The 24,379-nt window shown below is 38.0% G+C and carries 27 protein-coding genes and 1 pseudogene; 11 read left to right on the forward strand and 17 right to left on the reverse strand.

The window, feature by feature from the left end:
* Positions 1-166: 166 nt before the first annotated feature.
* The gene (locus ACQQ2I_RS16605) at positions 167-1,159 is read right to left on the reverse strand and encodes a lipoate--protein ligase (protein ID WP_431027883.1); all 993 of its coding nucleotides are present in this window, start codon (positions 1,157-1,159) and stop codon (positions 167-169) included.
* A 140-nt stretch (positions 1,160-1,299) separates the two neighbouring features.
* On the opposite strand from ACQQ2I_RS16605, the gene yhfH reads away from it, so the two are divergent.
* On the forward strand, positions 1,300-1,425 hold the full coding sequence (gene yhfH, locus ACQQ2I_RS16610; protein WP_081978034.1) for a protein YhfH: 126 nt from the start codon (positions 1,300-1,302) through the stop codon (positions 1,423-1,425).
* Positions 1,426-1,769: 344 nt separating this feature from the next.
* On the opposite strand, the gene ACQQ2I_RS16615 is transcribed toward yhfH, so the two are convergent.
* The 7 genes from ACQQ2I_RS16615 to hemE all read right to left on the reverse strand — a co-directional run bounded on the left by ACQQ2I_RS16615 (position 1,770) and on the right by hemE (position 9,074).
* Positions 1,770-2,291 carry a FixH family protein gene (locus ACQQ2I_RS16615; protein ID WP_431027884.1) on the reverse strand — a complete coding sequence of 174 codons (522 nt, stop codon included), beginning with the start codon at positions 2,289-2,291 and terminating at the stop codon, positions 1,770-1,772.
* Positions 2,292-2,294: 3 nt separating this feature from the next.
* Complete coding sequence (locus tag ACQQ2I_RS16620; protein WP_431027885.1) at positions 2,295-3,680, reverse strand: sensor histidine kinase; 1,386 nt, start codon at positions 3,678-3,680, stop codon at positions 2,295-2,297.
* Positions 3,677-4,369 (reverse strand): response regulator transcription factor, encoded by a 693-nt coding sequence (locus ACQQ2I_RS16625; protein WP_431027886.1) that lies wholly within the window; start codon positions 4,367-4,369, stop codon positions 3,677-3,679. Before ACQQ2I_RS16625 ends, ACQQ2I_RS16620 begins: the two co-directional genes overlap by 4 nt.
* Positions 4,366-5,322 carry a YncE family protein gene (locus ACQQ2I_RS16630; protein WP_431027887.1) on the reverse strand — a complete coding sequence of 319 codons (957 nt, stop codon included), beginning with the start codon at positions 5,320-5,322 and terminating at the stop codon, positions 4,366-4,368. Before ACQQ2I_RS16630 ends, ACQQ2I_RS16625 begins: the two co-directional genes overlap by 4 nt.
* Before the next feature lie 168 nt (positions 5,323-5,490).
* Entirely contained in the window at positions 5,491-6,930 is a 1,440-nt protein-coding gene (gene hemY / locus ACQQ2I_RS16635) for a protoporphyrinogen oxidase (RefSeq protein ID WP_431027888.1), read from the reverse strand.
* 11 nt (positions 6,931-6,941) lie between these two features.
* Positions 6,942-7,874 (reverse strand): ferrochelatase, encoded by a 933-nt coding sequence (hemH, locus tag ACQQ2I_RS16640; RefSeq protein ID WP_431027889.1) that lies wholly within the window; start codon positions 7,872-7,874, stop codon positions 6,942-6,944.
* Between the two features lie 150 nt (positions 7,875-8,024).
* A complete protein-coding gene (hemE, locus tag ACQQ2I_RS16645) occupies positions 8,025-9,074 on the reverse strand; it encodes a uroporphyrinogen decarboxylase (protein ID WP_431027890.1) in 1,050 nt (349 codons plus the stop codon).
* A gap of 205 nt (positions 9,075-9,279) precedes the next feature.
* On the opposite strand from hemE, the gene ACQQ2I_RS16650 reads away from it, so the two are divergent.
* The gene (locus ACQQ2I_RS16650; protein WP_431027892.1) at positions 9,280-9,789 is read left to right on the forward strand and encodes an antibiotic biosynthesis monooxygenase family protein; all 510 of its coding nucleotides are present in this window, start codon (positions 9,280-9,282) and stop codon (positions 9,787-9,789) included.
* A gap of 71 nt (positions 9,790-9,860) precedes the next feature.
* Here ACQQ2I_RS16650 and ACQQ2I_RS16655 read toward each other — a convergent pair whose 3' ends face one another.
* Entirely contained in the window at positions 9,861-11,063 is a 1,203-nt protein-coding gene (locus ACQQ2I_RS16655) for an ABC transporter permease (protein ID WP_431027893.1), read from the reverse strand.
* The gene (locus tag ACQQ2I_RS16660; RefSeq protein WP_431027894.1) at positions 11,056-11,796 is read right to left on the reverse strand and encodes an ABC transporter ATP-binding protein; all 741 of its coding nucleotides are present in this window, start codon (positions 11,794-11,796) and stop codon (positions 11,056-11,058) included. Before ACQQ2I_RS16660 ends, ACQQ2I_RS16655 begins: the two co-directional genes overlap by 8 nt.
* An 805-nt stretch (positions 11,797-12,601) precedes the next feature.
* Between ACQQ2I_RS16660 and ACQQ2I_RS16665 the strand changes: the two genes are divergently transcribed.
* From ACQQ2I_RS16665 to ACQQ2I_RS16690, 6 genes are all read left to right on the forward strand, one after another.
* Entirely contained in the window at positions 12,602-13,015 is a 414-nt protein-coding gene (locus ACQQ2I_RS16665) for an HIT family protein (RefSeq protein WP_431027895.1), read from the forward strand.
* A 223-nt stretch (positions 13,016-13,238) separates the two neighbouring features.
* Positions 13,239-13,772, forward strand: coding sequence for a tryptophan transporter (locus ACQQ2I_RS16670; protein ID WP_431027896.1), 534 nt, complete (start codon positions 13,239-13,241; stop codon positions 13,770-13,772).
* A 147-nt stretch (positions 13,773-13,919) separates the two neighbouring features.
* Positions 13,920-14,282, forward strand: a complete 363-nt coding sequence (locus ACQQ2I_RS16675) for a YtxH domain-containing protein (protein WP_431027897.1) — start codon at positions 13,920-13,922, stop codon at positions 14,280-14,282.
* 190 nt (positions 14,283-14,472) lie between these two features.
* On the forward strand, positions 14,473-15,033 hold the full coding sequence (locus ACQQ2I_RS16680; protein WP_431030540.1) for an HTH-type transcriptional regulator Hpr: 561 nt from the start codon (positions 14,473-14,475) through the stop codon (positions 15,031-15,033).
* Between the two features lie 221 nt (positions 15,034-15,254).
* Positions 15,255-15,662, forward strand: coding sequence for a DUF3267 domain-containing protein (locus tag ACQQ2I_RS16685; RefSeq protein WP_431030541.1), 408 nt, complete (start codon positions 15,255-15,257; stop codon positions 15,660-15,662).
* A gap of 47 nt (positions 15,663-15,709) precedes the next feature.
* Positions 15,710-15,895, forward strand: a complete 186-nt coding sequence (locus ACQQ2I_RS16690; RefSeq protein ID WP_391371501.1) for a hypothetical protein — start codon at positions 15,710-15,712, stop codon at positions 15,893-15,895.
* A gap of 39 nt (positions 15,896-15,934) precedes the next feature.
* Here ACQQ2I_RS16690 and ACQQ2I_RS16695 read toward each other — a convergent pair whose 3' ends face one another.
* Entirely contained in the window at positions 15,935-16,039 is a 105-nt protein-coding gene (locus ACQQ2I_RS16695; protein ID WP_431027898.1) for a YjcZ family sporulation protein, read from the reverse strand.
* Between the two features lie 146 nt (positions 16,040-16,185).
* On the opposite strand from ACQQ2I_RS16695, the gene ACQQ2I_RS16700 reads away from it, so the two are divergent.
* Positions 16,186-17,019, forward strand: a complete 834-nt coding sequence (locus tag ACQQ2I_RS16700; protein WP_431027899.1) for a peptidylprolyl isomerase — start codon at positions 16,186-16,188, stop codon at positions 17,017-17,019.
* Positions 17,020-17,194: 175 nt separating this feature from the next.
* Here the strand turns inward: ACQQ2I_RS16700 and ACQQ2I_RS16705 are convergent, their stop codons facing one another.
* The 3 genes from ACQQ2I_RS16705 to ACQQ2I_RS16715 all read right to left on the reverse strand — a co-directional run bounded on the left by ACQQ2I_RS16705 (position 17,195) and on the right by ACQQ2I_RS16715 (position 19,624).
* A complete protein-coding gene (locus ACQQ2I_RS16705; RefSeq protein ID WP_431027900.1) occupies positions 17,195-17,533 on the reverse strand; it encodes a zinc ribbon domain-containing protein YjdM in 339 nt (112 codons plus the stop codon).
* 678 nt (positions 17,534-18,211) lie between these two features.
* Positions 18,212-18,787 carry a TetR/AcrR family transcriptional regulator gene (locus ACQQ2I_RS16710; protein WP_431027901.1) on the reverse strand — a complete coding sequence of 192 codons (576 nt, stop codon included), beginning with the start codon at positions 18,785-18,787 and terminating at the stop codon, positions 18,212-18,214.
* A gap of 72 nt (positions 18,788-18,859) precedes the next feature.
* Positions 18,860-19,624: a formate/nitrite transporter family protein gene (locus ACQQ2I_RS16715; protein ID WP_431027902.1), complete on the reverse strand. Its 765-nt coding sequence runs from the start codon at positions 19,622-19,624 to the stop codon at positions 18,860-18,862.
* Positions 19,625-19,886: 262 nt separating this feature from the next.
* On the opposite strand from ACQQ2I_RS16715, the gene serC reads away from it, so the two are divergent.
* Positions 19,887-20,984, forward strand: coding sequence for a 3-phosphoserine/phosphohydroxythreonine transaminase (gene serC / locus ACQQ2I_RS16720; RefSeq protein ID WP_431027903.1), 1,098 nt, complete (start codon positions 19,887-19,889; stop codon positions 20,982-20,984).
* A gap of 118 nt (positions 20,985-21,102) precedes the next feature.
* On the opposite strand, the gene yhaM is transcribed toward serC, so the two are convergent.
* Complete coding sequence (gene yhaM, locus ACQQ2I_RS16725) at positions 21,103-22,038, reverse strand: 3'-5' exoribonuclease YhaM (protein WP_431027904.1); 936 nt, start codon at positions 22,036-22,038, stop codon at positions 21,103-21,105.
* A 397-nt stretch (positions 22,039-22,435) separates the two neighbouring features.
* Between yhaM and ACQQ2I_RS16730 the strand changes: the two genes are divergently transcribed.
* Complete coding sequence (locus tag ACQQ2I_RS16730; protein WP_391371523.1) at positions 22,436-22,621, forward strand: YhzD family protein; 186 nt, start codon at positions 22,436-22,438, stop codon at positions 22,619-22,621.
* 284 nt (positions 22,622-22,905) lie between these two features.
* Here the strand turns inward: ACQQ2I_RS16730 and ACQQ2I_RS16735 are convergent, their stop codons facing one another.
* Both ACQQ2I_RS16735 and ACQQ2I_RS16740 read right to left on the reverse strand, forming a co-directional pair.
* Positions 22,906-23,688 carry an enoyl-CoA hydratase gene (locus ACQQ2I_RS16735; protein ID WP_431027905.1) on the reverse strand — a complete coding sequence of 261 codons (783 nt, stop codon included), beginning with the start codon at positions 23,686-23,688 and terminating at the stop codon, positions 22,906-22,908.
* Positions 23,689-23,852: 164 nt separating this feature from the next.
* Positions 23,853-24,050 (reverse strand): annotated as a pseudogene (locus ACQQ2I_RS16740) (FAD-binding protein); the annotation flags it as partial.
* Between the last annotated feature and the right edge of the window lie 329 nt (positions 24,051-24,379).

Here is a 24,379-nt window from a genome sequence, read left to right on the forward strand (position 1 = left end):
TAGAATCCTACATTTTTTAATCAAGAACATATTTTGATATCGAGCTCCTTTTCATTTTACAATAAAAAAGAGACGTACTCAAAAACTCTGAAAGTACGTCCTCTTTCGCTGCAAGCTGTATCTTCATTTAGTCGGTGTTTTGACAACCGCTGAATAAAGTTAAAAATTAATAAATTAACTGTAAAAACTCTTCTTTTGTAACGCCGCCAAAATACTTTGGAATATCGATATCCACCAGCTTTTCAGAAATCGCATTACGGTCATAACGCGCACCGACTAATAATGCCTCGATTTCCGCTACATCGCCAACTCCAAAGAAGTCACCAAAAATCGTTACTTCTTCAATGATGCCGCGATTTACTTCTAAACGAATATCAATGCTACCAGATGGGAAACGATGTTGCTTTTGAATATTGAAGCGTGGTGATTTGCCGTAATTCCAATCCCATTGTTGATAACGCTCTTTCGATAGCTGATAAATGTTCTCCCAGTCTCGCTCTGTTAAATCGTAGTATTGAATGTTTTCTTCGCCATCAAAAATCGATTTTAATATTTCCATTCGGAATTGCTCTACCGCCATCGGCTCTGTTAAAAATTCTGAAATATTAGCTACACGTGAACGAACGGATTTAATTCCTTTTGATTCAATCTTGTCCTTTTTCACTTTCAAGGCTGATACAACTGCATCAATTTCTGTATCAAACATTAATGTACCATGTGAAAACATACGACCTTTTGTAGCGAATTGAGCATTCCCAGATACTTTACGCCCTTCTGCCAAAATATCATTTCGACCTGACAACTCTGCATTTACACCCATCTTCGCTAAAGCATCTACTACAGGTTGCGTAAATTTTTTGTAGTTGTGGAAGCTATTTCCGTCATCCTTTGTTAAGAAGCTAAAGTTTAAATTACCTAAGTCATGGTATACAGCACCACCACCAGACAGACGACGTACGACAATCACACCATTCTCTTCTACATAATCTGTATTGATTTCCTCAATCGTATTTTGATTTTTGCCAATAATAATTGATGGCTGATTTATGTAAAACAGTAGGAAATCATCTTTTTCGATATCCATATTTTTCAACACATATTCTTCAATCGCTAAGTTCACCCGTGGATCTGTAATTCCCTTATTATCGATGAAATACATTCACTTCACTCCTTCACAAAATGTACATAATTATTTTACCCTAAAATGCACATTTTGTGTTGACGAACATAAACTGTTATAGTACAATTTAAAACAACAAGACAGTAATATAACAGTTTGATTAAAGGGGGCTATCCACAATGTTAGAAAACGTAGTTGAGTTTTTCAAAAACTTACCAGATAAAGTATGTGTTCAATGCGGTGACAAAATCGAAGAACAAAGCGAGTGCTACAGCAACAATTGTGAGAAATGCAACACTCTTTAATTCACAGTTTATTGCTACTTGGCGCTTCATCCTTATGATTTAGTAACACTATATCGCTTACACAATTCAATCCTCGAGTGCGCTCAATGCTCGAGGGTTTTTTCTTTTTTATAAGAAAAGCGCAAGCGCCCTCTCTAGCCCCGACATGCGTTGGAGATAGGCTCACAGTGCGCTTGCACACGAAGAGACTTTCGAAACGTCACGAGGGGCTGGGCGCTGGAGCTAGACACTCTTTAAACTAGAAAAAGTTTATACTTTATCTTTTTAAAAAAGTGTATTAGTACAGAGCTGTACTAATACACTTTTCTTTATCACTTCAACTACTTTGGAATAACAATATCCCATTAATGATTATGTTCTTCCTCAGACTTTTCTCCGTGTTCAGTATGACCATCTTGCTCAGTAGATTCTCCGTACTCCATATTTTCCATCGAACTTGAACTGTTATCTTCTAGCACTTGACTCATATCTGGATGACCAACAATAAATTCGTGTTTTGGCATCACATGCATACCACGTGCCGTTGTATGAGCGTACATATAATAGACACCATCATGATCAAATGTATATTCTGCTACGTACACACCATCTTTCGTTAATTCTCCATCGAGCATCGTTCCTTCGTCACGATGTCCTGATTCCCATACTTCGAATTCCATACTTTCAACATCATCCACTGCTTCGTCACCTTGTGTCACCTTCACTTCAAGAGTTACCGCTTCATTTGGTTGTACTTCCTTCGGTGTTAATACGTCTACGATCACTTCAACTGGCATTTCACCGCTATCTATTGTATCTACTTTTTCTTGCCCACAACCAGCTGCTAATACAGCAGTTGCTGCTAACGTTAAAAATAACTTCTTCATTCCTTATTCCTCCATTAACGGTATTTGGACCGTTACCACCGTTCCTTCTCCAACTTCACTTTCGATGTGTAATGTCCCTTGATGCTGTTTTACAAGTTTATCAACAATGGATAGCCCTAGTCCACTGCCGCCATCTGCTCTACTACGCGCTTTATTGACACGGTAAAAACGCTCTGTAATTTTCGGCAAATCCTCTTTCGGTATACCGATTCCTTTATCTATAACCTTCATAACGGCCATCTTTTCATATGCTCTCGCTTCCACTCGTACCGTCTTCTTTTCATCGGAATAGCGAATGGCATTTTCTAATAAGTTAATTAAAATTTGTTTCAGCTTTTCTTCATCTGCTTCCACAATTAATTCTTCATCTGCTTCTAATAAGATTTCGATTCGCTTTTCTTTCGCCTTTACGTGAATAATTTGGATGGCATCACGTAATGTTTCAGCCAATACAATCGGATACATTTCAACTGCTTGTTCAGCTTCCACATGAACTAATTGCATCAGTTCATTCGTCAAACGCTCCATTCGATTCGCTTCCCTAGCAATTAATCGAATGGCCTCTTCTTTTTGTTCCCCTTCAATAAATCCATTTTGAATCGACTCACTGTACCCTTTTACATAACTAATCGGTGTACGAAGCTCATGTGAAACGGTGGCTAAAAACGTCTTTTTCTCTTCATCTTCCTGCTGAATGGCCTGTGCCATATCGTTAAACGCATTTGATAACTGGCCAATTTCATCTTTGGACGTTACAGAAACTCGGGCTGTATAATCACCCGTTGACATTTGCTGCACCGCTTGCTGCAACTCATGCAGAGGGCGCATAATATGACGCAGTGCCTTAAAAACGAAATACCCAATGACAACAGCAAATACGACAACACAAGCAATTAAAAATAATACTTCTTCTTTGGCTAACTCACTAATTTTCGCTAACGGATAATATAAATATAAAATGCCTTCTAATCTATTTTCATCTGTGAATGGAAAAATAACTGAAATAATTTGTCGTTCAAATCGTTCTTCATAGCCGATTTTTATGATCGCTTGTCCTGCCAGCAGTTGCTGACGCTCATCTGGTCCGATAAGTGTTTCATAATCGATAGCAAATGGTACACAAGCACTTAATTCACGTGGATTGCGTACAGCAAAGACGCTAAAGTTCCCATAGCTATTATGCTCCTCAATTTCAGCAATTAGCTCATCTGTTACCTCGCCACCTTTATACTTGGTCGCTAGTCGTTCACCATATTCAATCATGGAAGCTTCTGTATCTTCTACGTACAGCTGTTCATATAAAAAATCGGTTAACAAATACATAAACGCGATGGTGATGACTAAAAAAACAATAATTAGTGCCCATATTTTTCGTGCAAATGTTGTCATTTGCGTTTTTCAAAGCGATAGCCAATACCCCAAACCGTTTGGATATATTCGCTTGCTTCCTTTGATTGTTTGCCCAGTTTTAAGCGTAACGTTTTAATATGTGTGTCCACCGTCCGTGTTCCCCCACCGTAATCAATGTCCCAAATTCGTTCAAGCAGTTGTTCTCTTGAATACACATTATCGGGATTTTGCATAAACAAATACAATAATTCATACTCCTTGAGCGTTAAAGGGACATGCACATCATTTACCATAACTTTACGCGATATTTCGTCTAACTTAATACAGCCACGTGTTAATATTTTCTGCTCCACCTCATACATTAATCGCCCTGTACGACGAAGGACAGCATGAAGACGGGCTACTAATTCACTTGCTGTAAACGGCTTAATGATATAGTCATCACCGCCAATTGTTAATCCTTTTACTTTATCTTCATTAGCATCGCGTGCTGTTAAAAAAATAATGGGTACGTCTGAAGTAAAGCGAATCTTCGTACATACTTGGAAGCCATCTTCTTCCGGCATCATCACGTCCAGCAACACAATATCCACTTCTTCTCTTGTTAAAATTTCATAAGCATCTGCCCCATTTGCTGCTGTTAATGTACGGAAATTTGATTTTAATAGCATTACTTCGATTAAATTACGCATATCTAGTTCATCGTCCACAATAAGTATAGTCGTCATGTTGTACCCTCCCTTACTAACAATTGAAATGGCCCCTTGTTCGTTTGTACTTTTTTTATAATTTGTTGGTCTTCCAAAAAATAAACGGTTTGATCGTCATAACCTGCTACGACAATAAAATCCATAAAATGTTGCACAGCAAAAGGATTGGCCCCCACTTTTTGTTTCCATAAAATTTCACCGTCTATATCAGCCACATATAACATGCTCTCGCCGTGACTAATAACAGCCACTTCATCACCTTTTTTAGCGATTCCAACCGGCATGAGCGGCATACTAATGGGCTTCTGTTTTTCTCCTGTCGTTAAATCATAGACATCAATCGTTTGATTTGGTTTACTGCCTTCACCGTGTCCACCAATCCAAAGCTTGTTTTGTTGTTCTAGAACGGCAATGCCATGCGAGGATTTAGCAATCTCCCATTCATCTACAACAATAAACTCTTCAATATCCAACACTGATAAAACAGTATCTTTGTAATTGACTACATATAAATAGCCGTTACTAGCAACCATCGACATCGGATAGTTATATAATTTTTGTTCATGTAATTTTTTTCCCTGTAAATCATAACTTATAACGGCATTTGTTTTACTATTTGTCATAAAAAATCGCTCTGACTGATTGTCGTAATAAGCATTTGTCGTACCCATTCCGCATTCGATTGTCGCCACATGTTTACCTGTTGAAATTTCATACAAATGGGCTTCTGTCAGTTCATGTCCATACATGAGCACTCGGTCATGTTGAATGAGCACGCCTCCGGTATAAGCAGATTCAAATTCCCATGTTGCGATCGTATCGCCTTCCTGATCCAAAAACGTTAATGAGGGTTGCAAAATATTGACCGATGCAACGAAAGGCTGATGCGGGTTAATCGGTGTAAATCGCTGCTCACTACATCCAGTTAACAGTAATATGCACATTAATAAGGCAATCATTGGCTTATTCATATTCATTCACTCCCATTCAATCGTACTTTACAAATGTGAAATATCAATGAAGTATGTACGGTAAAATTGTGAACTTCAATAATCTAAACTTTAGCATAATCAATCGCAATTACACCTCAACATAATTGTGTCCAAAAGATAAAAAAACTGCACAATAGATACGTGTATCTACTGTACAGTTTGTCGTTCAAATAGTGTATTTAACATTTCTTGTGCGGTTTGTCGACCTTGTTCAATACAATCAGGCACACTAATGCCTTCATAGGAACTTCCAACTAATTTTACCTGCGGAAACTGATCATACAGTTCGCCTTTTAATTGCTTTAGACGCTCATCATGCCCAACTGTATATTGAGGCATCGCCTGCTTCCAGCGCGTCACCATTGTAAATAGTGGATTTCCTTGTAGGTCGATTGCTTTACGTAAATCAGCTAACACGATCCGTTCAATTTCACTATCTGACAACTCGACAATCGTTTCGTCACCGACACGCCCAATATAAACACGCAACAAATCGTAGCCTTCTGGTGCGACATTATCCCACTTCCGGTTACTCCAAGTACAAGACGTAATCGCTAAATCACTATTGCGTGATACGAAAAAGTTTAACGCTTTTTTATATTTCTTCAGTTCTTCCTGCTTAAATGCCATCGTCACTGTAGCAATCGTCGCATAATTCATATTCGGTAAATGTTGCATTACATTATGCTTCTTAAATACTGATTTAGCTACATTAAACGGCGTCGTCATAATGACGGCATCTGCCTGTATCGGAGAAATATTATTGAGCTCAATTTTCAACTGCCCATCTCGAATACAATCAATCGCCTCTACTTTGACACCTTTTAAAATGGTACTAGTAGGCGCTAGCTTTTCCTCTAACTTTTCGATTAACGTTTCAAGCCCTCGTTCAAATGTGCCGTAGTGGTTATATTGCTCCTCAAAATGCTTGATGGCAAAATGACTTACTTTTTGCTTTTTCAATCCAAGCAGTAAACTCCGATGTTCTTTCTCTAATTGATAAAATTGCGGGAACATCGATTGAATGCTCAAATGATCAATATCACCAGCAAACGTTCCCGCCAATAGCGGCTCTACTAAATTTTCCACAACTTCTTTCCCAAAGCGTCGTCTAAAGAAATGACCAATTGGCTCATCTGTCTCTTGAGAAGGTTTCGGAATAAATAAATCACCTGCTGCACGAATTTTACCACTTACAGAAATTAAACCAGTCGTAATGAGTGAGGAGACGTTTGGCGATCCATCAAACAATAAACTGCTCGGTATCGGGTATAAATCTTTGCCAACAGCGACATATGTTTGCCCATTCTTATTATGTACAAGCTGATCAGCAATCCCCAGTTCCCGTGCTAATTGATGAACACTACCCTGCTCATCAATAAATGACTCTGGCCCGCGCTCTACTATGAACCCACCCTTGCGTATCGTTTGAATCTTTCCACCAAGGCGAAGAGAAGATTCGACAATAACGACATCAAGCGGATATTGATTTTCTTTTGCGATTTGTTGTAAATAAAACGCTGCTGTTAATCCTGTTATCCCGCCGCCTATGACGACTATCTTCCTTCTCCTCGTCATCCTCATCATCGCTTTCTATCTTATTTCGCTAATTTATCGTGAATTGCATCTACCATAGCATCAATGAATAGTGGGTTCGTATTTGGCATTGTTGGACGGTAATAACTTGCGCCAATTTCATCACATACCACTTTACATTCAATATCGTTATCGTACAGTACCTCTAAATGTTCTGTTACGAAACCAACTGGCGTATAGATAAATGCTTTATAACCTTTTTGTTCGAATAGTTCTTTTGTTAAATCTTGTACGTCTGGCCCTAACCAAGGCTCTGGTGTTTGACCAGCTGATTGCCAACCTACTTCTACATTTTCAATATCAGAAGCTTCTTCAATTAGACGCGCCGTTTCGATTAATTGCTCTTCGTATGGGTCACCAGCTAATTTAATTTTCTCTGGTAATGAGTGATTCGATACGATTAAGCAACAGTTTGTACGTTCTTCTTCAGACATTTTCGCTAATTCACCGTTCACTGCATTTTTCCAGAATTCAATGAATTTCGGTTGTTTGTACCAAGATTCAACAGACGTTAATGCTAACTTGGCGCCAAGTTTTTCGATATGTGCCTGTGCACGACCGTTATACGATTTAATCGAGAATGTAGAAAAATGGGGCGCTAACACAATCGATACTGCCTCTTGAATACCTTCATTCACCATTGCTTCGATTGCATCTTCTACGAACGGTTCAATATGTTTTAAGCCGATAAATACTTTGTATTCCACTTCATCCTGTACTTCATTTAAACGTGCGCCAAGTGCTTCTGCTTGCGCAACTGTCATTTTAGCAAGCGGTGAAATACCACCAATCGCACGGTAACGTTCTGTTAAGTCATCGATATGCTCTTGAGATGGCTTACGACCATGACGAATATGTGTATAATAACGCTCGATATCTTCTTCTTTATATGGCGTTCCGTATGCCATTACTAATAAACCGCGTACTGGTTTCATGAAAGAATCACCTCTAGAATTTTATAAATGTCTTATGTAATCGCACAGTTACACAAGCCGTCCGCATTCGGAAGACATGGTAGCCTAGGCTTATGTTAATGTCCTGCGAAAACTTAATCACTACAATTATTGCCTATTACTTAATTTACCTTATTTCTTTGCCTTCGCTTCACGACTGTATTCATGAATGAATGTTGTTAAACGTTTCAATACGGCTGGATCAACCTCTGGGAAAACACCATGTCCTAGGTTAAAGATGTGACCACCCTCGTGTGCAATACCTTGGTCAATAATATCTTTTGCACGTGCTTCTATTACGTTCCAGTCTGCTAATAATAACGTTGGATCTAAGTTCCCCTGCACTGCCTTCGTTACGCCGCGTGCCGCTGCCTCACGGATTGGTAAACGCCAATCAAGACCTACTACATCAATCGGTAGATCATGCCATTCATTCACTAAATGAGAAGCACCTACACCAAATTGAATTAATGGGACATTTAATTGTCGTAGCTCGCCAAAAATACGTGTCATGACCGGTTTAATAAATACACGGTAATCTTCTACATTCAATGCACCAACCCAAGAATCAAAGATCTGAATCGCTTTTGCCCCAGCTGCTACTTGCGCTGTAATATCTGCAATAATCATATCGCCAAGCTTGTTCATTAATGCAAACCAAGCTTGCGGTTGTGAAACCATGAATGATTTTGTTTTTGCATAGTTACGAGAAGGTCCACCTTCGATCATATACGATGCTAGTGTAAATGGTGCACCACCAAAACCGATTAACGGTACGTTTAACTGCTCTTCCGTTAATATTTTAATCGTCTCTAATACATATGGTGTATGCTCTTTTGCATTGAATTCTCCCAATTTGTCAACATCTGCTGCTGAACGAATTGGGTTAGAAATAACAGGACCTACGCCTGCTTTAATCTTCACATCAATACCCATACCTGGTAATGGCGTCACGATGTCTTTATAAAGAATTGCCGCATCTACATCATATTGCTCAACTGGAAGACGTGTTACATATGCACATAGTTCTGGTTGCATTGTAATTTCTTCTAGTGAATATTTTTCTTTAATTTCACGATATTCGGGTTGTGAACGACCTGCCTGACGCATGTACCATACAGGAGTATAGTCTGTTTTCTCGCCACGTGCTGCACGTAACAATGTATCGTTAATTGTTCTCATGAAAAGAATACCTTCCCCTCAAATAGTTATTATTTTTTATCTGTAACACTCTTAATATCCGTTATCAATATAAACTGTTCCTTAGCTATTGTATAGTTTTATGCCCGAAATGTCATAAAATTGTTCTTTAATCGATGCTCGACTTTGACAAATACGTTTCAATCGCTCTTTAATGGAAATAACTATTGATTAAAGGGGGATTAACATGAATTTTTATTTAACATCGGGGACGCCGGAGTTTATGGAACGTCTACTTACAAAATACGCGAAGGAAAAGATGATTTTATTACACGGACAAGGCAACTCTGTCGTTATGCACGAATCAGAAAAAAAATCTGTTTTCGCAACACCACGTCGTTTTGAAGTAATTGACGGGGCAGGTCACTTTGAGCAACGCGGCTTTGTTGCGATGCAAAATGTACCTGTCATGGAGGAATCGCGCCCACTTTTTGAAGAACGCATTATCACGGCTATCGCTCACCTAAAGCAAGATACATCGTGCATCGCCTATCGCGTGTTACGTCCGGTCAAAGCAGAAACATATGTTGTTGTCACACAATGGGCAGGACCTGCGTCATTTGAAGTATGGACAAAATCCAACGCCTTTCACGCGGAACTAGCACAGCTACTCGATTCATCTAGCTCGCCAACCCAAACTTTCTTTACTTCCAAAACTTATACGACAACTTTTACCGCACCACAGCCTGAACAATAAGGGGCTATCCAATTGTGGATGGCCCTCAGACTGTTGACAATCACTTTCATCCCCGTAGCAAAGAGCGCGTCTCAAAGGGACTTTTCAGACGCGCCCTTCGTTAATCGTAATGTTAATTCACTCACCACGAGAACAATAAGTGGAACGAAGAGGAAGAGTGGCTGCGTCATGCCACAAATCGTTACAATGATTGCTTGAATGACCATAAAGAAGCGTAGTAATGTTTCAACCGCATAGCCACGTTGCTTAAACGGCACAGGGTATAACATATCCATGCGGAACTCCCCTGATGATAGCAGAGCATATTTCAATTGAAGTGTTGTGGCAAACGATAAAGCCCCTACTACAATCCAAGTCACAACAGGAATATCCACAAATGCTACGATGACCGCTGAAATAACTGTTAAACGTACCCATAAATAAAAATAATCATCCGTTCGAACAAATGTACGGAACACTAAATAGTGTTGTGTTTTCTCCTTCTTAAACGGAATCCATGCGTACACAAAATCCAGCCATGCTCGGCGGCGAATCGAGCCTCGTAAATGTGGTACATCCGTAAAGTAATTGGCAAAGCGATAAAAACGCATCATGCGATTTTGTTCTAACTTTACAAAGTGTTCATATGGTACAGGTTCATCGGCTACACGCTTTATTAAAAATACATGGTAGGTAGTGACGATAACCAAAAGAATAACCCCTAGCACTAATCCACTTGTTAAGATGCTATGAATGATTAAAATCGACATCACCATACGTGCAATCCGGTCAATCCATATAAGTTGTCCACGATTACTATAACGATAATTAAATTCAATTTGCACATTCAAATATTTCAACAGCATAATGACAAAAAGACCTATCCAAATTTGACTTACTGGTAGCTTTGTCACCGTATTTAATAGCGGAATCGCTACAATATACGCCACCATCGAAAGCAACACTTGCGATATAAATGTCCAGTTCAGCGCCTTCTTAAAATACATTGACATTTTTGTCTCAAGTGGCAATAAATACACTTGATCCGGCTCACGAATAAGGGTTGTCGGGGCACTAAACGCTAAAATAATCCCAACAATACTCGCGACAAGCCATTCAGCTGGAAAATCGTTCGGCGCTACTTTTAACCACTCACTATATTGATAGCCACCTGCTCCGACGACAAATACAAGGACAATGGCTATATGTCCCGTAAAAACGAAGCGCATATATTTTTGTACTTCACCTATATAATGGAGAAATCGCTTTGACCAAATATTTTGCATGCTATTCACCTGCTTGTTCCTTCGTCATCGCAATGTACAAATCATCGAGTGTTGCATGTGGCATATGAAACGCACGGCGAAGGTCATCCATCGTTCCTTGTGCACGCACACGCCCTTCATGTAGCAAAATAATGCGATCACAATACTTTTCTGCTGTAGATAAAATATGCGTTGACATTAAAATCGAAGCACCTTCTCGTTTTTTCATATCCATTTGATCTAACAATGATTGAATACCGAGTGGATCGAGCCCAACAAATGGTTCGTCGATAATATAAAGACTTGGGTTCACTAAAAATGCACTCATAATCATTACCTTTTGACGCATCCCTTTAGAGAAATGTGATGGGAACCAATTCAGGCGTTTTTCCATTCGAAACTCTTTTAATAGTTTTTCTGACCGTTCTACCAATGTCTTTTCATCAATCCCATAGGCCATTGCGGTTAAAGCTAAATGTTCCTTTAATGTTAACTCTTCATATAAAACAGGCGTCTCTGGAATGTATGAAAAGCTAGAACGATATCCATCCATATTTTCCTTTAACGTCACGCCATTTAAACGAATTTCTCCTTCACGCGGTAGCAGCGTGCCGATAATATGCTTAATCGTCGTACTTTTGCCAGCACCGTTTAAACCGATTAGACCAACAAGCTCGCCTTTTTCAATCGTAAATGATAAATCTTTAATCACAGGCTTTCTCGTATAGCCGCCTGACACATTAGATACTTGTAAAATCGTCATAATGTCACTCCTATTCTTGTCCTCATAACGAGCAAATCCCCAAACATATATTACCAGCTGAGTAACCGTTGCTTTCCGCTCCATTCGGCTCGCTTTCCACGGGCATGGCTTCAGCCTCCTCGTCACTCGTACCTCGGTGCTCCTGTCGCTGCGCTTTCGTCGTAAATAAATTTCCTGCGGGGTCTTCAGGCCAACACGATGTTGGTCACGAAGGCGTTGTCACAGGACGTGACGGTTTTAGCCTTCGTTCCTTTATTGCTATTCCCGTAGGAGTCTCGCCGATTCCGCTGCAATCAACTGGCAAGTCATTTTTGATCACGTTTTTGCTAAAAAAACACGCTGCTATACAGGAAATACTTTAATAATCAACACACCTGGAATATAATAATTGGTTGCTAAAAATAAAAAAAGATTCTCATTCATTACGGTAGAGGCTAGGCAATTATACTTGCAAATAGAAAGAAATTGATTTCTTTTAAAGAAGAAAAATGTTTTTCTAGCATATCGAGAAGTATTTACTGTTGCCATAGCGCGCCATAGCCACAGGAGCCAAGATTCTCTTTGCGACGAAAGTGCAACGTCAGGAGCAGGAACAGGAGATCCAAACAGGCCGCGCCTGTTTTAGCTCCTGTGTAGGCTGTGGCAAAGCGCGGAGGCTATGATACATGTCTTTTACTATTTAACTGGTATTTTTAGGATGTATTTTTACTCATTTAGAGCTTGTCCTTAGTTTATCAAAAAGTTGGAAAACATTCAGTGTACATATGTTAAAATAGATGAAAATAGATGGAAAGGATGTTTTGAAATGAGCGATTGCCTATTTTGTAAAATTATCAATGGAGACATTCCAAGCTCGAAAGTATACGAGGACGAGCACGTATACGCATTTATGGACATTATGCCTTTAACGAAGGGCCATACGCTACTTATTCCAAAAACACATTGCCAAGACCTGTTTGAAATGCCGCAAGACGTGGCCGCTAACCTTTACAAAGCAGCACCAAAAGTAGCCAATGCCATCAAGCAAGCATTCAATCCAGTTGGGCTCAATACAGTCAACAATAACGGTGCTGCAGCTGGTCAAACTGTATTCCACTACCATTTACATTTAATTCCTCGTTACGACGAAACAGATGGATTGCACTTACAATGGAATACAAAAAAATTCGAAATGAACGAATTAGCAAACTTTGCACAAGCTATTCAAGAAAATCTTTAAGCGAACGCTTAAAGGTAAAACTGAATTTTCCTACGTGTTTTCACTACAAATTTTACCGAAGCAGTTAAGTAGAGCCTATTATTTTAGCTATTTTCAGAAAAAATAGCTAGAAGCATTGATTTTTCAGCAATTCAGACGTAAAATTCAGTATACGTTTTCGCTAATGGCAATGAGTGCACATTAGGAGAACGAAAGATTAGAAAGTTTAGAGGAGACGAGAAAAATGAATACGAAGAACTTAGTTTTAATGGCGCTTTTAGTCGGTGTAGGTGCAGCACTTTATGTTGTAACACCTGGATTAGTACAAGGGATGAAGCCTGACTTCATGTTAACAATGATGTTTATTGGCATTTTACTATTCCCTTCTGTAAAAGAAACATTCTTATTATCTATAACGACTGGTGTTTTATCAGGATTGTTTACAACATTCCCTGGTGGCTTTATTCCGAACGTAGTTGATAAAGCAATTACTGGCTTTGCATTTTTAATCGTGTTATTAATTATTAAAAAGTTAGCAAGCAATATGGTTGTATCAGCTATTTTAGTTGGACTAGGAACGGTATTGTCAGGAGTAGTTTTCTTATCGGTAGCATTATTTGTTATCGGCTCAGATGTAGGTGCTACATTCGCTGTATTATTTGCTGGGGTTGTATTACCTGCTATCGCATTTAACGTAGTAGCTTTCCTGATTATTTATCCTATCGTAACAAATCTAGTAAAGCGCTCACGATTCAAAACTTCAGTATCTCAAGCTTAAGCTGAAAAAGGAGCTGCGAATTTCGTAGCTTCTTTTTATTTTGTTATTTTTTGTTTCATGTTTTAATAAGAATACGAGTGGGAAATCTACTTGTATGTGTATAAAATTTTCTATCATTATCTATGTTATGTTAAAGGGGTTGGCAAAATGAAAGCAAAAACATTTTTCACAGGAGTAGGGGTCGGACTTGTTACAGGCATGGTAGCAACAATCATAACAGCTCCTCAGGCTGGTAAACAATTACGCTCTACTATTATACGTAATGCTACAACATTCAAAGATCAACTGATTGATGTAAAAAATGAAACAAGTAATGTAAAACAATCTATCATTACTTTTACAGAAGAAACGAAAAATAATATGCCTAAAATAATAAATGAATTAAAAGAGACGATTGTAACATTCAAAAACGAGATTGAACCTGAAACAGAAAAACTAAAACAAGAAATCGAAAATTTACAGAATTCCATTAACGAAATCGAGAAAAATATCCCTCAAACTAGAAAATAAAGAATAATGTACACTACGACCCGAATATATCGAAAGACCTATAAAAAGGGGTTATTTTTTGCGTTTTCCACTAGTTTTTATCCAAAAACTTGTAATTTTAAATCACATTTCAATTATTTAATTTTTCCAACTTTAAACTTTTTTCTTTTACTGCTATAATATTTTCAAAATGCTATGAAAGAAGAAGGTGATTGCAGTGTCTGAAGGATTATACACAATGAAAGAGGCTATGTTATATAGTCAACGCATCGCTCAGCTATCTAAAGCTCTTTGGAAAGCTGTCGAAAAAGACTGGCAAACATGGATTAAACCTTACGACTTAAACATTAATGAACATCATATTTTATGGATTTCATTCCATTTAAAAGGTGCTTCTATTTCCGATGTTGCAAAATTTGGTGTAATGCATGTATCAACAGCGTTTAACTTCTCTAAAAAATTAGAAGAGCGCGGACTATTAAAGTTTTCAAAACGTGATGATGATAAACGAAACACGTATGTAGAACTAACAGAAGCAGGTAATGCTTTAATCCTTCGAATGTATGAACATTATCATGATACACAACATGCGATTATCGATGGCTCATTGCCGCTAAAAGAATTATACGGACGCTTCCCCGAGTTTTTAGATGTTATGGCAGTCATTCGTAATATTTACGGCGAAGATTTTATTGATATTTTTGAACGTTCATTTGATGACTTTAAAGAAAGTTTAGATCACGCGCAGGCGCAAGCTTCCATTACACAATAACCAAGGAAAAGGGTGTATAAGCTACGTACACTCTTTTTAATTTTTATTAATGAGGTACATTTATGAACTGTATTAAAACCATTAACATCGAATATGAATATGGAACAACACGGCTTTTTTTATTGACTAGCTTAACGTTCGTCATCGTTTTTTGCCTATCTTATGCGCTAACAAGCTTTCGATATAGTAGTCCCCATTCAGATGCCTATTTCTTGCGTTTTATGTTTGCCTTCATTCTGCTGTATCCAATGCACAAACTTATTCATTATTTTTCGTTGTTTAATTATCGGAAATCGCTGTCATATGGCTTAAAAATTAAATATACATTTATCCCAATTTTGCATATGCGCATAACAGGAACGATCCCAAAAAATCGTTATCTCTTTACATTAGTTACGCCATTTTTTGTCTTAAATACTTTTTTTATTTTAGGCGCAATCAAATGGCCTCAGTTTTCACATTATTTTTGTTTATCATTAGCATTTCATTGTAGTATTTGTTTACTTGACTTATTGTTTGTAAAAGATATATGGCGAGCACCTAAAAATGCTATAATCGAGGAAACACCTAAGGGGTATGAAATCTTAATTCCAACATATATGGACGATAGCTCACACTTGTCTCACTAATAGGTCATTTGATATTCTGAAAGAAGTGATAGAGGGGAGGAATAGAATTGCTACTCTTAATCGTAGTGCTATTCTCGGTATTTTATTTATTTCAAATTAATCGCATGACATATGCACTATGTGTACGTCGCGAAATTCCTGAAGAACGACACCCCAAAATTTTCCGCACAATTAATGTGCTCATTACCATTTTATTAGTATCGTTTTATGTGGAAGTATTATTTTCAGTATAAAAAGCGAAATCCGTTAGACGGATTTCGCCTTTTTATTGATTAATAAAGAAACGCAGCTCCTACAATGATCAATAAGATAAATAGAACCACGATTAAAGCAAACCCAGAGCCATAACCACCGCCGCCGTAGCCTCCACCGCTCATATCTTGCCACCTCCCTTACTACCCTTTATGCTATGCTCAGACGAACATTACGAATAGGCAATCGACAGGTGGAACCGTTTAGTTTTTTTTTCGTTTATGTTATAGTAACTAATGCATTGTAAAAAATAGTTAGGAGAGTTTCGTTTATGAAAAAGACAGTTTTTGCTTTGACGCTAGCCGCTTCAATTGGTTTAGCCGCATGTAGTAACCCTGGCGATGAGGTAGTTGTATCTACAGCATCGGGTGACATTACGCAAGATGAATTTTATGCTGAAATCAAAAAATTAGCTGGGGCTCCATTACTTGAACAAGTGGTCGTTAATAAAATTTTAAATGACAAATACAAAGTGACAGATGAAGATATTCAAGCTGAATACGATGCAATTAAAGAACAGTACGGTGACCAATTCCAAATGGCTTTAGCATCGAGCGGTTTAACAGAAGAAACGTTCAAGCAAAATATACGTTTCCAATTATTACAAGAAAAAGCGATAGAGGAAGTAAAGGTAACGGACGAAGACATTCAAGCTTACTATGATCAAGCAAAATACGAATTAAACGCTCGTCATATTTTAGTCGAAACTGAAAAAGAGGCAAAGGCGATTGTCGAAGAATTAAAAAATGGTGCGGACTTCGCTGAAGTGGCAAAAGAAAAATCAACGGATGGTTCTGCTGCAGAAGGTGGCAATTTAGGTTGGTTTACAGTTGGAAAAATGGTACCTGAATTTAACGACGCCGCTTATGCACTGGAGTTAAATACCGTATCTGAACCAGTAAAATCACAATTCGGTTACCATATTATCGAAGTAACGGACAAGCGTGAAGTAGAAGGCTACGGTACGTTAGAAGAGAAAAAGGCAGAAATTACTCCAATTGTAGAAGAGAAGAAAAAGAATTGGGAAACAATTGAAGCTCAGTTAATCGAAGAAGCGAAAATAGAAGTAAAAGATGCTGACTTAAAAGACGCATTCCAATCTTAAAAGTAATAATATAAACAAAATGAGGGGTGTCCAGAAAGTAAAAACTTTCTGGACACCCCTTTACTTCTTAATAATTATCCATTAAGAAATATCGCTCCTGCGGTGGTCACATCAAAATGCCACCATCCTCGTCGAAAGGTGCCGTATCAAAATGTCTTTTCAGACGGCCCCTTTCTTAGATTTTCTTTACAAACTCAGACTTTAACTTCATCGCACCGAAGCCATCGATTTTGCAGTCAATATTGTGGTCGCCTTCTACTAAACGGATACCTTTTACTTTCGTACCTTGTTTTAGATTCTGCGAGCTACCTTTCACCTTTAAATCTTTGATCACTGTAACGGTGTCGCCATCTTGAAGTAAGTTGCCGTTTGCATCACGTACAACTAAGCCCTCTTCTACAACGTCTTCTGCTGTCATAGGCCATTCATGAGCACATTCAGGGCATACGTAATTCACGCCATCCTCGTATGTGTATTCTGAATTACATTTTGGACAGTTTGGTAAATTAGCCATACTTTTTGAGTTCCTCCTTGTCGCTTGTCCCCTCTATACTGACATAACTTCATCATTATCACAAGGTAGAAAAAATAGTCCCCCCATTTAATATATATAACTTATAATGAACAAATCCCTAAACATATATTACCAGTTAAGTAACCGTTGATTTCCGCTCCATTCGGCTCGCTTTCCACGGGCATGGCTTCAGCCTCCTCGTCGCTCGTACCTCGCTCCTGCGGGGTCTTCAGCTCATGCTATTCCCGTAGGAGTCTCGCCGATTCCGCTTCAATCAACTGGCAAGTCATTTTTGATCACGTTTTTCTAAAAAAATGCTTCTATAAAGGAAATATTTTTTAAATCAATACACTTGGTTGAGTACAATAATCAGTTGTTAAAAATAAAGAGAGATTCTCATCCATTTCGGTAGAGGTTGGGCAATTATACATGCAAGCGGAAAGAAAATGATTTCTTTTAAAGAAGAGAAATATTTTCTAGCACATCGAGAAGTATTCACTTTTGCCGTAGCGTGCCATAGCCACAGGAGCCGTAACAGGAGATCCAAACAGGCCACGCCTGTTTTAGCTCCTGTGTAGGCTGTGGCAAAGCGCGGAGGCTATGATACATGTCTTTTACTATTCAACTGGTATTTTTAGGATGTATTTTTACTCATTAAGAGTATAAAACAAATTTCCATTAAACCCCTTTATAAATACCTGTTTTGACAAGTTTTTTTAATGCCGGTAAAAATACTTCATCTGGGACATTCATATGGTTTGGTAAATCAATACTTTGAAAAATAAACGCAATGATAAGTGAATTCGGGATTGTGTTGTCTACTATACCTGCTTCTTTGCCTTTGTTAATCATCGCTTGCAGTGGCACATACATCTCTTGATGGAGCCTGCTTAAATGCTCCATCTTGTCCACAATTTCCTGTTTTCCTTTTGGTTCAATGACATGTGCCATTGAAAAGATATGGTGTAAATCCTTTGAGGCTAAAATAATATCGAGTACTTCATCAAGTTGATGCTCAAAAGCTTGCTCGTTATCGACAGCAGCAAATTGTACAATCATTTGTTGGATATGCTCTAGCATAAAATCTACGACTAGCTCTTCTTTATTTGTATAATATTTATAAATGGCTGCCCGTGAAACGTTTAACGCTTCTGCTAACAAACTAATATTATACCCTTCATAACCAACCGTTAATAATAGTCGCTCTGTTTCTCGGAAGATTTCTGTTGTTGAAAATTTTCTTTCTCTAGCCAAAGCATTCACCTCAATAAGCGTTCTCTAAATGCCTTGATTATAACATTATTCATTACAATTGATACATGACCGTCACTTTCGCACTTGACTGTACCAAAATGAAAAGCCGATGAAAATAGCTCCACCAACCGCATTTCCAATAGACACTGGAATTAAATTATGTATAAGCCCACTAAGTGATACAAGCTCTCCATGCGGAATCATCAAAGCAAGAGAAAACAATGTCATATTGGCTACACTATGCTCAAAGCCCGCTGTAATAAACGGATAAATACAACAAAAAACCAACAAAATTTTCGCTGCTTCATTTTTCACTTTATAACAGCTCCAAACCGCCATACAAACAAGAATATTACATAAAATGCCTCGAAACAGAAGTTCAGTAAAAGGAATATTCATTTTGACCCCTGCAATTTTTTCGATATAGGCACCTGTTTCGCCACTTGCTAAACCGGCCATAAAAAAGAACCATGCGACAACAAACGAACCAATAAAGTTCCCTATCCAGCTAACCAACCATACTTTTCCTAAATCGCCCCAGGTCGTTTGTTTTTCAAGCGCCCCCACTGTCATGACTAAGTTATTACCTGTATACAAATCGGCACCACCAAGCATAACCATACTTAGTGCTACACCAAATGAAACCCCCTGTATGATTTTCATGCTTGGTGCCCCTACTGGATCAAGCAAGCCCCCAATCGTAACTAACAAAATCATGCCGAAACCAACAAATATCCCACCAAGCATTGTCAAAAATAAATACCCTAGTTTGTTATGCTCCCACGTCGTCTTTTTCATCTTTGCTGCGGCACTAAGCGCTTCAAATGTTTCTTTCATCTTCTCACTTCCCGCACTATTTTTTATAATGATTGCTCTACTGATTCGTTAATTATAACAATTACGTGAACAAACGCACTTATTTTTGTGGAAAAATTGTAATTCCCCACCTAAAACACGAACATTAATAACCAAGTAAGCGCTATTAGTACGGTTTTTTCTTCATTTTTCACTTTTCACACAAAATTATTATGAATTTTGCCATTTATTTTTGAAAACAGTATATTATAATGGAGAAATAAACTTTTAAGGAGTGTTCCACATGAATACAACTACTAACCGTGCTTACAATTTCAACGCTGGTCCATCTGCTTTACCACTAGAAGTATTGGAAGTTGCACAAAAAGAATTACTAGATTTCCAAAACACAGGTATGTCATTAATGGAAATGAGCCACCGCAGTGCGACATTCGAAGAAGTACATAACGGTGCGATCGAGCGTCTACGCAAAATTTATAGCATTCCGGAAAACTATGAAGTGCTATTCTTACAAGGTGGTGCTAGCCTTCAATTCACAATGATTCCGATGAACTTCTTACAGCAAGATCAAACGGCTAGCTATGTATTAACAGGTTCTTGGTCTGAAAAAGCAGTAAAAGAAGCTAAATTATTTGGTAAATCAGTAGAAGCTGCTTCTACAAAAGAAAACAAATACAAAAACATCCCTACTGTAGAAGATATCAACTTTAACGCTGACGATGCTTATGTACACATCACATCAAACAACACAATTTACGGTACACAGTGGAAAGTATTCCCTGAAACTGGCAATGTACCTTTAGTAGCGGATATGTCTTCTGATATCCTTTCTAAACCAGTAGATGTTTCTAAATTCGGTATCATCTATGCGGGTGCTCAGAAAAACTTAGGTCCATCTGGCGTAACAGTTGTGATTATCCGTAAAGACTTATTAGAAAAAGCAAATACGAACATTCCGACAATGTTAAAATATACAACACATGCGGATAACAACTCTTTATACAACACACCACCAACATTCGGTATTTATATGTTAGGTGAAGTATTAAAATGGGTTGAAAATCAAGGCGGCTTAGAAAAGATCGCGCAAAACAACGAAGAAAAAGCGGCATTAATTTATGACGTAATCGACAACTCAAACGGTTTCTACTACGGTCATGCAGAAGAAGGCTCTCGTTCATTAATGAACATTACATTCCGTGTAGCTGACGAAGAATTAGAGAAAAAATTCTTAGCTGAAGCAAAAGCGGCTGGCTTTGTTGGCTTAAATGGTCACCGTTCTGTAGGTGGTTGCCGTGCATCTACTTACAACGCTGTACCACGCGAAGCTTGCCAAGCGCTTGCTGACTTCATGGTAAAATTCCAACAAGATAATCAATAATGTACTTTAAACCTCAAAGGCAATACTTTGAGGTTTATTTTTTATGATACTGCACGATGTATGTTCTTTTCTTATGCAAAAAAAATGGCTGAGGGGTCTATCATCCCCCTCAGCGATTTTAAATAGTTGGCTTATAAAATGAGCGGTTATCCAGCGGGAATAGTCGCTCTGTAAATTCGCCTGGCTTCGTCTTTTCAAGTGCTCGTGTCAGCATATTCATTTTTGCATCAATATTATCGATATAATGAATGATTTCCGCCTCTTGAATCATTGGCTTTTTCGGACTACCCCATTCCTCTTTTCCATGATGCGATAATACGATATGTTGCAATAGCATGACTTCTTCGCCTTCAATATTTAATTCCTTTGCCGTTTGACCAATTTCATCGACCATGATGGTAATGTGTCCAAGTAAGTTCCCTTCCACTGTATACGCTGTGCCAACCGGTCCCGTTAATTCAATGACTTTACCGATATCATGTAAAATGATCCCCGCATACATTAAATCGCGGTTTAACGTTGGGTATAAATCACAAATCGCTTGGCTTAAACGAAGCATTGATACAACGTGATCTAATAAACCTGATGCATAATCATGATGGTTTTTAGATGCCGCCGGGAAAATTAATAAACTCTCTTGATGCTTTTTAATGATATGTCGTGTGATACGTGAAATATTGGGGTTTTTAATTTCAAAGAAAAATTGCGTTAAATCTTCAAACATCTGCTCTTTTGGAATTGCAGCTGTTGGCAATAAATCGCTAATTTCTACCCCTTCATCTGGACGGGCTACACGAATTTGTTTAATACGTAGTTGATTTTTCCCACGGTAATCATGGATTTCCCCACCTACTCGTACAATAGCTTGTGCACAGTACATTTGCTCATGCTCTTCATTTGTATCCCAAAGTTTTGCTTCAATGTCGCCACTACGATCTTGTAAAATAAGTGACATAAACGGTTTCCCTACCGTTGTCACACCTTTTTTCGCTTCTTTAATTAATAAATATTGATCTACTTGCTCCCCTACTTGGAGTTTCGTAATCCCATTCACGAACAATCGCTCCTTTACTAACTGTCCTTATCCTACCCTATCACTTTTTATTGTATCACGCTTAGATCAGCATTTTCGATTGAAAAGGGTTTATTTGTACAAATTTGAAATTTGCTCTGGTGAATTACAAGTAAAAAGGATTTAATAGGATAAAGTGAAACTTCCTGTTGCCCTTAACCAATCGGGCTTTTACGGGCAGTTGATTTCCCACCTATACTTCTTGATTTTCCTTAAGCCTTGAGGTGGGAGTCTTAATGCCCGTTAATGCGGGATAAAGCATATTCATCATAGACATGTAATATTTTAGAAAATCTTAAAAGCTATGTAATCCGTTTCGTGAATTATCAAACTATTTCATGTATAATAGAGTTATCTTTCATAATAAAGGGTGGTTAAAATGGAGAATTATCGCTTCACTGCATTCGAAAAAACTGGGGAAACATTGTTCGACGAAGTATGGAATTTTGATAGTGATGAAACGGCTAAAATCGAAGGACAAAAGAAAATCGAAGAAAAAGGTGTCGCTGAAAAAACACATCGTTTAGTAAACACAACTGGAAAATTAATTTTGTTCCATGTGTAAAGCTGTAAATGCGACCTGTTAATGTGGGGTAAAACATACTAAAGGCAAAATATTTAACACAAAATGCGATTACACGTACTAGTCCGTCCTATTTGTTTGAAAATTTTTCATGCTAAAGTTGGGTGCAAAAACTTATGAATATTTCTTAGGCGGATATCCATGAAACTCATACTTTTCTATCCGCCAAAAAAAGGGCATCTCCCACACACAAGAGATGCCCTTAGACTGTTGACAAACGCTTTCAAGACAGTCTGCTGTTTTTACGTTTTATAAAAATAAAGTCGTTAATTCCCTGTAAATTCCGGTGTACGTTTTTCGACGAATGCCTGAATACCTTCAAGATGATCTTTTGTTTGGCGCATCGCCGTTTGCCCCTTTGTTTCTCCTGCTAAAATCGCTTCAAGCTCTGGCAATTTAGTATCATGTAAAATCTTCTTCGTTTCGATCATCGCAGCAATTGGTGATGCAAGTAATTTACCTACAATTTGATCGACCGTCGCTGCCGCCGTTCCTGTTGGTACATTGTAATCAATTAACCCAAGTGCTAATGCTTCTTGGCCGTTTAACACTTTGCCTTCCCAAATCATTTGCTTCGCCTTCGGTGTACCGACGCGCTCTTTCATAAAGAAGTGCCCGCCTCCATCTGGTATTAATCCAATACCGATAAAGTTCATGGCTAACTTACTCGATTCCTCAGCAACAACAATGTCACTACCTAAAGCTACGCTAAAACCAAGCCCCGCTGAAGCACCATGGATTTGTGCAATGGTAATCATCGGCAATGTGTAGTATGCACGGACTAGTCGCGAAACATCCCCCATAATTCCACCAAAATCTGAGAAATCTGTAGAGGAGACCATCATTTTCACATCGCCACCTGCTGAAAATACTTTACCTTCGCCTTTAATGACAAGTACTTGTACGCCCTTTTCATTATGTAGCGCTTCAAAGCAATCCGCTAACTCACCCATCATTCTCGAATCCATCGCATTCATCGCATTCGGACGATTTAATGTTAGTACTGCTTTACGCTCTAAAATTTCTAATTTAATTGTTTCATAATCCATCTTTAACACCCCTTTTAAAAAATGAACTTCCATTCATTAAATTCGACATTTGCTCGAAAAAACCTTTATTTACTTAAATATTTTCCAACCTGTAATCCTTTAATTTTTTTTTTGCAAACCACCTAATGTTTTACACATTAAAATAGTAAGACAGGCTTCCATTAACTATCTTTAGTACCAAGATGTCGCTGTTCTGGTGAATCAATTAAAAACACACCACCGAATGACTAAAATACTTGCCCACCTATTGAACTTATCGTTTCTTGATCAACAAGTAACATTTTCTTCTTCGCGTCAATGAGCTCACAAGTTGTAGTAAGTCCTACTAATCTCGCTCCAATCACAATAACGTCGTATTGCATACAAACAGTTCCCCCTTTGTATTTCGTTCATTGTTACATTCGAGTTCTATCAATATTTCCTCCTTCTAATCTTGTCAAAACTGTGTCAAAATGAAAATGTTCGTCTTACTATTAAACTACTAACAAAGATGTATTTTTAAATTTTCTGCTAATTCAACGGTAGCAATGTTTTCACATATCGGTAACGCTTACATAAAAACACGCCAAACACGAACATTAATGAACTTAATAATAAATTTCATTCGTATTTTGTTCGTATTTAGACATTATCCAATACTTTTTCTTTATTTTTTTTCGAAAAATTGTTGACAAAAGTGAACGATCGGGAT

This window comes from Lysinibacillus sp. LZ02, assembly GCF_050613145.1.
Classification (GTDB): domain Bacteria; phylum Bacillota; class Bacilli; order Bacillales_A; family Planococcaceae; genus Lysinibacillus_B.